The organism is Streptomyces prasinopilosus (genome assembly GCF_001419695.1).
Classification (GTDB): Bacteria; Actinomycetota; Actinomycetes; order Streptomycetales; family Streptomycetaceae; genus Streptomyces; species Streptomyces prasinopilosus.
This window is the reverse complement of sequence record NZ_LIRG01000582.1, coordinates 1-10,597: the sequence shown is the minus strand read 5'-3', so window position 1 is coordinate 10,597 and position 10,597 is coordinate 1. Positions and strand designations below refer to the sequence as shown.

Genomic DNA, 10,597 nt, shown 5'->3' with positions numbered 1-10,597 from the left:
GACCATCTGTGCGCGCGGGCGGGGTTCCACCCCGAGGACCGCTCCGTCGACCCGGCGCGGCTCGTGGCCGCACTGGACGAGCTGGAGGAGGCCCGCGCGGTCTGGCTGGGCTACGAGGCGGAGTTCGCCGAGCGCCGCAGGAAGGAGAAGCACGGCGGCCTGCGCAGGCCGGGCAGTGTGGACGACTGGCACCGGCTGACCTGGGGCGGTTTCGGCGTGGCCTGGTGCGACGATCCGGGGGTGCATCCGCGGGAGCCGCTGGCGGAGGTGCTGCGGCGGCTGATCGCCGCGCTGGAGCGCGAGCCGGGCACGGCCTGCCCCGTGTGCCGGGGGGAACGGCTCCGCTGGAGGTACGGCCTGGACCACGAGCCCTCGGCGGGACCGGTCTGCGCGGACTGCGGGATCCTGGTCCCGCGTCCCGTCCTGACGGCCGGGGCGCTGGCGGACGCCAGGCGGTCGAGGGTGCTGGTGTCGGCCTGAGGAGGGTGGGGGTGCGCCGGGGATGCCGCACCCCCACGGTCACGCGGTGCCGGTGCCGGCCCGCGGGGCGTCCGGTGCGGGGGTTCTCCGCTCGGGCAGCAGCCGGGAACCCGTCAGACGGCCGCCGGAGACGTCGTCCGGGTTGGACAGGACGCAGTTGTCCAGCGAGAGGCAGCCGCAGCCGATGCAGTCGGTGAGGTGGTCGCGCAGCCTGTTGAGCTGCCTGATGCGCTCGTCCAGCTCCGCCCGCCACGCCTCGGAGAGGCGGGCCCAGTCGTCCCGGGTGGGGGTGCGTTCCTGGGGGAGTTCGGCGAGCGCCCCACGGATCGTGGCGAGCGGGATGCCGACGCGCTGGGCGGCCCGGATGAAGGCGACCCGGCGCAGGGTGTCGCGGGGGTAGCGGCGCTGGTTGCCCGGGGTGCGCCGGCTGCTGATCAGTCCCTTGGACTCGTAGAAGTGCAGGGCCGAGACGGCGGCGCCGCTGCGCGCGGCGAGCTGGCCGACCGTGAGCTCGTGGATCTTCTCCGGAATCTGGGGCACACCCCGAAGGCTACCCACCCCGACGCGGCCGCCGGTCCGTTGACAAGGGCCGTACGGCCGACCATGCTAAGCAGTCGCTTAGGCGCGCGGGTGGCGCGCGATCAACGTGACGCGGGAGGCCGGGACATGGCAGAGCCGAGAATCTTCACGTCCGTCGACGACCTGAGGGCGGCGGTGGGCGAGCAGCTGGGGTACACGGACTGGCTGGAGGTCGACCAGAAGCGGATCGACCTGTTCGCCGAGGCCACCGGGGACCACCAGTGGATCCACGTCGACCCCGAGCGGGCCGCGGCGGGGCCGTTCGGCACGACCATCGCGCACGGCTACCTGACGCTGTCGCTGCTGCCGCTGTTCGGCCCGCAGCTGCTCTCCGTCGAGGGCGTGCGGATGGGCGTCAACTACGGCACGAACAAGGTGCGTTTCCCCGCGCCCGTCCCGGTGGGGTCCCGGGTGCGCGCCACCGCGAGGATCACCGCCGTCGAGGAGGCGGGGGGCGGCGTCCAGGTGACCACGGCGTTCACCGTGGAGCGCGAGGGCGGCGACAAGCCGGTGTGCGTGGCCGAGTCGGTGGCCCGGTACTACCTCTGAGGCCCGGCGCCGCCTCCCGGGCGGGCGCCGCCCCGGCGCCCCGTGCGCTACTGCGCCCGGGCGGTGTCGGTACGCCCGGCGCCGACCATGCGCAGGACGAGGTCGGCGTAGAGGGCGCCGACCTCCTCGGGGGTGCGGGAGCCGTTGACGTTGAACCAGCGCGCCACGTCGATGCAGAGGGAGAGCACGGCGAGGGTGGTCCCCCGCACATCGGGCACGTCGAACTCGCCCGAGCGCACCCCCTCCTCGATGATCCCGCGCACCTCGGCGTCGACCAGCCGGCGCAGGGCGATGATCTCGGCGCGGGCGTCGGGGCCGAGCGAGTCGAGTTCGTACTGCACGACCCGCGCGGTGGTGCGTCCGCCCGCGTGCCAGCGGACGAAGGAGCTCACGGCCTCGGCCAGGCGCCGGGTCGCGCTGCCCTCGGTCCGGGCCGCGGTACGCAGGATGTCCAGGGCCTTCTCGTGGCCGATCCTGCTGATGCGGTGGAGCAGCTCTTCCTTGGTCTTGTAGTGGATGTAGAGCGCGGCCGGGCTCATACCGGCGCGGCCCGCGATGTCGCGGGTCGTCGTGGCGTGGTAGCCGCGCTCCGCGAACGCCTCGACGGCGGCGAGCAGCAGCCGCCGGGCCGCGTCGGGCGTGACCTCACCCCACGGCTGCGCCTCGGCGCCGGCCGTCTCCTCCGCCGTACTCATCGCTCACCCCATTCGCTGGCAGGGGTAACACCATACCGGCAAGGGTGAGCGATCGCTTAGGACCGGGTCCCGTCCGCTCGTCCGGGCGGGGGCCGGTCGCCGTGCCGCGCAGTGCTCACAGTTTCTCGAACGGGTCGTGTTCCGCGAGGAGCTTCTCCAGCCGCGCCTGGTCCACCCGGCTCACGATCTGCCCGGCCTCCTGGCGGTCGCGGATGACCTTGGCCAGGGTGAAGGCGGAGGTGACGAGGTACAGGACGGCGATCGCCATGAAGCCGCGCACCCAGGCGTCGGCCTCGAGCCGGACGATGCCGAAGGCGGTCGCACCCAGGGCGACGGCGAACGACGCGACGGCCTGCCCGTAGAAGGCCGCCGTGTTCTGCTGCTTGACCGGTGTGTCACTCATGGGGAACAGCGTCGGCGGCCGCGGCACCGCGCACATCCGTCGGGGTACTCAGATCCGGCGCGAACCGGCTACTCAGGCCGGCCCGCCGGACCCGTGCGACCCCCGCGGCTCACCCGTCCCGCCCGAGGGTGCCCTCCCGCCTCAGAACGCCGAAACCCCGGTCAGCGCGCGCCCGATGACCAGCTTCTGGATCTGGCTCGTGCCCTCGTAGAGCGTCATGACGCGGGCGTCGCGCAGCAGCTTGCCCGCCGGGTACTCGTCGATGTAGCCGTAACCCCCGTAGACCTGGAGGGCGTTGTTGGCGGCGCGGACGGCCGCCTCCGAGGCGAAGAGCTTGGCCTTGGAGGCCTCGACGGCGAACGGCCGGCCGCGGTCGATCAGGTCGGCGACCCGCCAGGTCAGCAGCCGGGCGGCGTCGACGTCCACGGCGATGTCGCTGATCAGCTCCTGGACGAGCTGGTGGCGGGCGATGGTCTTCCCGAACTGCTCGCGCTCCCCCGCGTACCGCACGGCCGCGTCGAGCGCGGCCTGGGCTATGCCGACGCAGCCCGCGGCGACCGACATGCGGCCCTTGGCGAGGGCGGACATGGCGACGGAGAAGCCCTTGCCCTCGGGGCCCAGCATCGCGGACGCGGGCACCCGCACGTCCTCCAGCACCAGCTCGGCGGTGGCCTGGCCGCGCAGACCGAGCTTGCCGTGCAGGGGGCGACGGGTCAGGCCGGGTGTGTCGGCGGGGACCAGGAAGGCGGACACGCCCCTGTGGCCGGGGGCGTCGGTGGACCGGGCGAACAGCAGGACGACATCGGCCCAGGTGCCGTTCGTGATGAACATCTTGGTGCCGTTGACGACGTAGTCGTCGCCGTCGCGCACCGCGCGGGTGGAGAGGTTGCCGGCGTCGGAACCGGTGCCCGGCTCGGTGAGGCCGAAGCAGCCGACGTACGCGCCGGAGGTGAGCCCGGGGAGCCAGGTCCGCCTCTGCTCCTCGTCGCCCCACGCGGCGACGGTCTTGGCGACCAGCCCCAGGGACACGGAGACGATCCCGCGCACGGAGGAGTCGCCGCGGCCCAGTTCCTCGGTGACCAGGCAGTACGCGAGGTGGTCGCCGCCGCAGCCGCCGTACCGCTCGTCGATCGTCAGCCCGAGGAAGCCGAGGTCGCCGAGTTTCCTCACGATGCCCCGGTCGACCTCCTCGGCGCGGTCCCAGGCCGCGGCGTGGGGCACGACCTCGCGCTCGACGAAGTCCCGGGCGAGCCGGCGGACGGCGCTCTGCTCCTCGCTGAGCTCCAGGTTCATGACAGTCACCCAACCCCGAGTTTTAATTACCACTGCTAGTTTTCTGGTCCGGCCCTACTATGTGCGCCATGGCCCGACCGCGCAAGCCCCTGCTCAGCACCGACCGGATCGTCGAAACGGCACGGGAGCTCGTGGACACGGAAGGGCTGGCGGCCCTCTCCACACGCCGGCTCGCCGCGCGGCTGGGAGTCAGCGGGCCCTCGCTCTACAACCACTTCCGCACCAAGGACGAGATCCTGGAAGCGGTGGCCGACTCGGTGAGCGCCCTGGTCGACCTGTCGATGTTCCAGGACGGCCGGGACTGGCGGACCGCGCTGCACGACTGGGCGGTCTCCTACCGGGCGGCGCTGCGCGCCCACCCCAACATCGTGCCGGTCCTGGCGCGCGGCCCCGGCCGCCGCCCGGCCGCCCTGCGGCTCGCCGACGCGGTCTACGGCGCGATGGTCGAGGCGGGCTGGCCGCCCGCGCAGGCCACGTCCGTCGGCGCGCTGATGCGGTACTTCATCATGGGCTCGGCGCTCGGCTCCTTCGCCGGGGGTTTCGTGGACGACGCCGGCGCCTACGACCCCGCCGACTACCCCCACCTCGGCCAGGCCCACCTGCTCGCCGAGAAGCAGGAGAAGATCGACGAACGGGCCTTCGAGGCGGGGCTGGCGGCCCTGCTGGACGGTCTGGCCGGGCAGTACGAGCAGGCGCGGAGCACCGGGTAGGACCTTCCGCGCCCCCGCGGGCGGCCCGGCACGGACCGGGGCCGGGGCCAGGAGAACGGGGGCACAGGGGACGGCGAGTGCCCGGGGGACGGCACGGTTCGGCCGTCGCCGAAGTGTCCGTACCGCATGCTGGAGCGCATGACCACGAAGGATCCCCGGGCCGCCGGGCTCGCACGGCTCGCCGGGCTGCTCGCCGACGAGACCCGGGCCGCGTGCCTGCTGGCCCTGCTGGACGGCCGGGCGTGGACGGCGGGCGAGCTGGCGCGGCACGCGGGTGTCGCCCCCTCCACCCTGAGCGGGCATCTGGGCAAGCTCGTCGCCGGCGGACTGCTCGCCGAGGAACGGCAGGGCCGGCACCGGTACGTACGGCTCGCCGACGCGCGGGCCGCGCAGCTGGTGGAGGAACTGACCGCACGGATCGCCCCGGAGGCACACCCGCGTCCGCGCACCCTGCGGCAGGCGGGGGCGGACTCGGCGGCGGCCCGCGGGCGGACCTGCTACGACCATCTCGCCGGCCGGCTCGGCATCGCGGTCACGGACGCGTTCACGGCCCGCGGGCTGCTGCTCCGGGACACCGGGTTCGCGCTCACCGCGGCGGGCCTGCGCTGGTTCGACGCCCTGGGCATCGGCCTCGACCGGCACGGCCGCCGCCCGCTGGCCCGCGCCTGCCTGGACTGGACGGAACGCCGCCCCCACCTCGCCGGAGCCGCCGGCGCGGCCCTGTGCCGGCACGCCCTGGACGTGCGGTGGTGCGTCCGCATCGGCTCCGGGCGCGCGGTGAGGGTGACGGAGGAGGGCGGGCGTGCGTTGTCCGGACTTCTGGGCATCGGGGAATCCGCCCTGCGCTGACCGGCGTCCCCGCTCCGTACCGCTCCCCCGCCTCGCCCCGGTCCGTACGCCCGCACGCCCGCACGTTCCGTAAGCCCCGTTCCGAGGACCGCGAAGCCCGCGGGTCCCTTCCCCTCCTGACGTCTGGACCGTGATGAACACCTCCCGTCCGCGACCCGGCCGGCGTGCGGAACTGCTCGCCGCCGGAGCCGCCACCGTCACCGTGGTGCTGTGGGCCTCCGCCTTCGTGTCGATCCGCAGCGCGGGGTCCGCCTACTCCCCGGGGGCCCTCGCCCTCGGGCGGCTGACCGCCGGTGCGCTGGTGCTGGGGGCGATCTGCCTGTGGCGGCGGGAAGGGATGCCGCCGCGCTCCGCGTGGCGCGGGATCACGGTGTCGGGTGTGCTCTGGTTCGGCTTCTACATGGTCGCCCTCAACTGGGGCGAGCAGCAGGTCGACGCGGGCACCGCGGCCCTCGTGGTGAACGTCGGGCCGATCCTCATCGCGCTGCTCGGTGCCCGGCTGCTCGGGGACTCGACGCCGCCCCGTCTGCTGGCCGGCATGGCCGTCTCGTTCGCCGGGGCGGTGACCGTGGGGCTGTCGATGTCCGGCGAGGGCGGTTCCTCGGTGCTCGGGGTGGTGCTGTGCCTGCTGGCGGCGGTGGCGTACGCGGCGGGCGTGGTGGCGCAGAAGCCCGCCCTGGGGACGGGGAGTCCCCTGCAGGTGACGACGTACGGATGTCTGGTCGGAGCCGTGGTGTGCCTGCCCTTCGCCGGGCAGCTCGTCCGAGAGGCCGCCGACGCGCCCGTCTCCGCCACGCTCAACATGGTCTACCTGGGTGTCTTCCCGACCGCCCTCGCGTTCACCACCTGGGCCTACGCCCTGACCAGGACGTCCGCGAGCCGGATGGGCGCGACCACGTACGCGGTGCCCGCCCTGGTCGTGCTGATGTCCTGGCTGGCGCTGGGCGAGGTGCCGGGTCCGCTCACCCTGCTGGGAGGCGCCCTGTGCCTCGCCGGCGTGGCGGTGTCGCGGTCGCGGGCCTCACGGGCCGGGACGCGGACGGGGTCCGGGACCGCCGGTCCGGCGGGGACGGCCCCGGCCCCGGAGGAACCCCCGGAGAGGACGCACGGCGTCCGGGACGCACGGGAGGCGCGGCCCGACCGGGCGTCCGGCGCGACGTGAACAAGCGCCCGGCGCCCCCGCCCCCGAGGGGCTCCGGGACGGCACGGCCGGACCCGGACCGGTCGTGGAGCCGCGCCCACCGGGCGACGCCGTGAGCGGTCCCCGGACCGCGGCGGGCGGCGGGTCCCCCGCCCGCCGTGCGGGGTCCTCCTAGAAGACCACCAGGGCCCGTCCGCCCCTGCCCGCCAGCATGGTGTCGAAGGCGGCCGGGATGCCGTCCAGGGTGATCCGCTCCGTCACCAGGGCGTCCAGGTCGAGCCGGCCGGCCCGGACGTGTCCGGCGAGGACGGGGAGGTCGCGGGCGGGGTCGGAGTTGCCGTAGACGCAGCCGGACAGGGTCCTGCCCCAGTGGAAGATCTCCAGGGCGTTGAAGGTGACCTGCTGGTCCTTGCCGCCGATGCCGACGACCGCGGTGCGCCCGCCGCGCCGGGTGGACTCCCATGCGGCGCGGATGCTGGTCGCGCGGCCCGCGCACTCGACGGCCGCGTCCACCCCCTGCTTCCCGGTGAGGGACCGGATCTCGCGGGCGGTGGTGTCCGAGGCCACGAGGTACTCGGTCGCCCCGGCGGAGCGGGCCAGTTCCTCCTTCGCCGGGGAGACGTCGACCGCGACGATCGTCGACGCGCCCGCGATCCGGGCCGCCTGGAGGGCCGCGAGGCCCACTCCCCCGACGCCGAACACCGCGACCGACTCGCCCGGCCGGACCTGCGCGCAGTGGTGGACGGCACCGTAGCCGGTGAGCACGGCGCAGCCGAGCAGGGCGGCCTCGGCGAGCGGCACGCCCTCGGGGGCGGGCAGGACGCAGGACGCGGGCACCACCGTCTCCTCGGCGAAGGCGGCGACGTTCAGGCCGGGGTGGAGCGCGGTGCCGTCGTCGGCGCGGTGGGCGTGCACCGCGGCGGCGCCGCTCAGGGCGTCGGCGCACAGCCACACCTCGCCGCGCGCGCAGGCCGGGCAGGCACCGCAGGAGGGCGCCCAGTTGAGGACGACGCCGTCGCCGGGCGCGACGTGGGTGACCCCCTCGCCGACGGAGACGACCGTGCCGGCCCCCTCGTGGCCCAGCACCGCCGGGACCGGGAGGCGCATGGTGCCGTTGGCCAGGGACAGGTCGGAGTGGCAGACCCCGGCTGCGGCGAGCCGGACCCGGACCGTGCCGGGACCGGGCTCGGGCAGGTCGATCCCCGTGATCTCCAACGGGGCGTCGACGGCGGACAGTACGGCGGCGCGGACAACCATGGCGGTGGGACTCCCCTGGTACCGGAGGGACGTGGTCAGTGCTCGGGAAGGCGGGACCGGGTCGCCCCGGTCCGTCCCGATCCGGGTCGCAACCGGATCGGGACGGAGCGCGAGCGGCTCGGAACCGGCTCAGAACTGGAGGGACTTGGTCTGGAGGTACTCGGTCAGGCCGTGCACGCCGAGTTCGCGGCCCACGCCCGACTGCTTGTAACCGCCGAAGGGCGCGAGGGGGTTGAAGCGGCCGCCGTTGATGTCGACCTGGCCGGTCTCCATGCGGCGGGCGAACGCCGTCGCCCGCGCCTCGTCGGCGGCCCAGACCGCGCCGGCGAGTCCGTAGACGGTGCCGTTGGCGATCCGCAGGGCGTCCTCCTCGTCCTCGTAGCGCAGGACGGACAGGACGGGGCCGAAGATCTCCTCCTGCGCGATGGTCATCTCCGGGGTGACGTCGGCGAAGACGGTGGGGCGGACGAAGCAGCCCCGTTCGCGCGGCGCGTCGGGGCCGCCGGCGACCAGGCGCGCGCCCTCGGCGACGCCCTTCTCGATGTAGCCGAGCACCCGTTCCTGCTGTGTGGCGTTGACGAGGGGGCCGATGCGGTCGCCGTACTTGGCGGCGGCGGCCGCGGCGAGTTCGACGGCCTCGTCGTACTGGTCGCGGTGGACCAGCATGCGGGTCCAGGCGCTGCACGTCTGGCCGGAGTTGGACATCACGTTGGCGACCCCGACGTTGACCGCGCGGGCCAGGTCGGCGCCGGGGAGGATCACGTTGGCGGACTTGCCGCCGAGTTCGAGGGCGACCTTCTTGACGGCGGCCGCGGCGACGGCGCCGATCCGGCGGCCGACGGCGGTGGAGCCGGTGAAGGAGACCAGGTCGACGCCCGGGTGTTCGGCGAGGGCCTGGCCGGCGACCGGGCCGAGGCCGGTGACGAGGTTGAACACGCCCGCGGGGACGCCGGCCTCGTGCATCGCCTCGGCGAGGAGCCGGGCGACCAGCGGGGTGTCCTCGGCGGGCTTGACGACGATCGTGCAGCCGGCGGCGAGGGCCGGCGCGGCCTTGGCGACGATCTGGTGCAGGGGGTAGTTCCAGGGGGTGATCGCGCCGACCACGCCGACCGGTTCGTGCAGGACGGTCGAGTTGCCCGTCCGCTCCTCGAAGGGGTAGGTCGCCGCCAGCTCGGCGTACGAGCCCGCGACCGCGATCGGCACGGCCGCGTGCACGGTCTGCGAGAGCTTCAGGGGTGCGCCGAGTTCGGCGGTCACCGTCCGCGCGATCTCGTCCTGCCGGGCCACCAGTGCGTCGCGGAGGGCGGCGAGCCGGGCCGCGCGCTCGGCGGGCGCGGTCGCGGCCCAGGCGGGGAGGGCGGCGCGGGCCGCCCGGACGGCGGCGTCCACGTCCTCGACGGTGCCCGCGGGGACGGTGGCGATCACCTGCCCGTCGGCCGGGTCCACCACCTCGATCACGTCCGGACCGGCCGCGGGGCGCCAGGCGCCGTCGATGTACATGCCGTCGTATGCCTTCATCGCACTTCCTCCGGGGCGGGGCGTCGTGGTCCGCCCCTTAAACTAGCGTCGCTAATTTAATGGCGCCAGGGTGACACGGGCCCGGTCCGGCGGCGGCCGGCGCGGGCCCGGGGCCGGTCCGGGCGGGACCGCGGCGTCACCCGCCCAGGCCGGGCAGCCCTGCCGGGGCGCCGTGCCCCGCCCCGGACGCGGCCCCGGTCCCGGACGCGGTCTCCGGCGCGATCTCGACGGGCACCCCGTTGAGCACGGCGTTGCCCGACAGCGGGTCGAGGAGGCTGCCGTCGAGCAGTTGGTTGACGTTGACGCCGGGGTCGGCCGCCGCGTGCCGGAGCCGGGTGCCGGGCCGGTCGTGGCCCCAGCCGTGCGGCAGGCTCACCACGCCCCGGCGCAGCGCGTCGGTCACTTCGGCGGGCGCGGTCACCTCTCCCCCGGCGCCCCGGACGCGCACCGGCTGTCCGTCCCGGACGCCGAGGCGTTCGGCGTCGTCGGGGTGGATCTGCAGGGTGCACCGGTTGGTGCCGCCGGTGAGGGCGGGCACGTTGTGCATCCAGCTGTTGTTGGAGCGCAGGTGGCGGCGGCCGACCAGGACGAGGCCGTCGGGGCGTTCACCGAGGGCGGCGCGCAGCCGCGGGAGGTCGGCGGCGATCGGCTCCGGCAGGAGCTCCACCCGTCCGCTGCGGGTCTTCAGGGGCTGCGGGAGGCGGGGGCTCAGGGGCCCGAGGTCGATGCCGTGCGGGTGGGCGAGCAGCCGGTCGAGGGTGAGGCCGTCCGGGTCGGCGCCGAAGCCGTCGCCGTAGGGGCCGAGGCGGAGCATCATGTCCAGCCGGCGCTCGGGGCCGTCGCGGCCGGTGAGCAGTCCCGCGAGTTCCTCCGGGTCGCGGCCGTGCACCGGGGAGTGCGGGTCGTTCACCGCCTTGCCGAGGGTCTGGTGGACGACCAGCCGGTCGACGGCCTCCGGGTCGGTGCCGTGCCGGCCGGTGGCGGCGAGGACGAGCCGGGCCAGGATCTCGGTCTCCGGCATGCGGCCGGGCTCCGGCGGGAGCGCGGGGCGGGTGTAGCGGACCTGGTTGCGCACGGCGAGGGTGTTGAAGGCGAAGTCGTGGTGCGGGCTCTGGGCGGGCGG

Annotated in this window: 12 protein-coding genes; 5 read left to right on the top strand and 7 right to left on the bottom strand. The window is 75.0% G+C overall.

Annotation, left to right across the window (positions count from 1 at the left end):
• Positions 1-480: hypothetical protein (locus AOK18_RS22640; RefSeq protein WP_055695530.1), on the top strand; the 480-nt coding region annotated here is incomplete at its 5' end.
• Between the two features lie 39 nt (positions 481-519).
• Here AOK18_RS22640 and soxR read toward each other — a convergent pair.
• Positions 520-1,020, bottom strand: a complete 501-nt coding sequence (soxR, locus tag AOK18_RS22635) for a redox-sensitive transcriptional activator SoxR (RefSeq protein ID WP_055571689.1) — start codon at positions 1,018-1,020, stop codon at positions 520-522.
• Between the two features lie 126 nt (positions 1,021-1,146).
• Here soxR and AOK18_RS22630 point away from each other — a divergent pair, with 126 nt between their 5' ends.
• Positions 1,147-1,608 carry a MaoC family dehydratase gene (locus AOK18_RS22630; protein ID WP_055571688.1) on the top strand — a complete coding sequence of 154 codons (462 nt, stop codon included), beginning with the start codon at positions 1,147-1,149 and terminating at the stop codon, positions 1,606-1,608.
• A gap of 47 nt (positions 1,609-1,655) precedes the next feature.
• On the opposite strand, the gene AOK18_RS22625 is transcribed toward AOK18_RS22630, so the two are convergent.
• The 3 genes from AOK18_RS22625 to AOK18_RS22615 all read right to left on the bottom strand — a co-directional run bounded on the left by AOK18_RS22625 (position 1,656) and on the right by AOK18_RS22615 (position 3,999).
• Positions 1,656-2,303, bottom strand: a complete 648-nt coding sequence (locus AOK18_RS22625; RefSeq protein ID WP_055571687.1) for a TetR/AcrR family transcriptional regulator — start codon at positions 2,301-2,303, stop codon at positions 1,656-1,658.
• A gap of 115 nt (positions 2,304-2,418) precedes the next feature.
• Positions 2,419-2,706, bottom strand: a complete 288-nt coding sequence (locus tag AOK18_RS22620) for a YiaA/YiaB family inner membrane protein (protein WP_055571691.1) — start codon at positions 2,704-2,706, stop codon at positions 2,419-2,421.
• Positions 2,707-2,847: 141 nt separating this feature from the next.
• Entirely contained in the window at positions 2,848-3,999 is a 1,152-nt protein-coding gene (locus AOK18_RS22615; RefSeq protein WP_055695529.1) for an acyl-CoA dehydrogenase family protein, read from the bottom strand.
• A gap of 68 nt (positions 4,000-4,067) precedes the next feature.
• On the opposite strand from AOK18_RS22615, the gene AOK18_RS22610 reads away from it, so the two are divergent.
• From AOK18_RS22610 to AOK18_RS22600, 3 genes are all read left to right on the top strand, one after another.
• Complete coding sequence (locus AOK18_RS22610; protein WP_055571690.1) at positions 4,068-4,709, top strand: TetR/AcrR family transcriptional regulator; 642 nt, start codon at positions 4,068-4,070, stop codon at positions 4,707-4,709.
• Positions 4,710-4,835: 126 nt separating this feature from the next.
• A complete protein-coding gene (locus tag AOK18_RS22605) occupies positions 4,836-5,558 on the top strand; it encodes an ArsR/SmtB family transcription factor (RefSeq protein WP_055571685.1) in 723 nt (240 codons plus the stop codon).
• A gap of 133 nt (positions 5,559-5,691) precedes the next feature.
• Positions 5,692-6,720, top strand: a complete 1,029-nt coding sequence (locus AOK18_RS22600; RefSeq protein WP_055695528.1) for a DMT family transporter — start codon at positions 5,692-5,694, stop codon at positions 6,718-6,720.
• A 150-nt stretch (positions 6,721-6,870) separates the two neighbouring features.
• Here AOK18_RS22600 and AOK18_RS22595 read toward each other — a convergent pair whose 3' ends face one another.
• The 3 genes from AOK18_RS22595 to AOK18_RS22585 all read right to left on the bottom strand — a co-directional run.
• Positions 6,871-7,956 (bottom strand): Zn-dependent alcohol dehydrogenase, encoded by a 1,086-nt coding sequence (locus AOK18_RS22595; protein ID WP_055695527.1) that lies wholly within the window; start codon positions 7,954-7,956, stop codon positions 6,871-6,873.
• Positions 7,957-8,085: 129 nt separating this feature from the next.
• Positions 8,086-9,474 carry an aldehyde dehydrogenase family protein gene (locus tag AOK18_RS22590; RefSeq protein ID WP_055695526.1) on the bottom strand — a complete coding sequence of 463 codons (1,389 nt, stop codon included), beginning with the start codon at positions 9,472-9,474 and terminating at the stop codon, positions 8,086-8,088.
• Between the two features lie 136 nt (positions 9,475-9,610).
• Positions 9,611-10,597, bottom strand: a 987-nt coding sequence (locus AOK18_RS22585; protein WP_079105133.1) for a molybdopterin dinucleotide binding domain-containing protein, incomplete at its 5' end; no start/stop codon positions are given.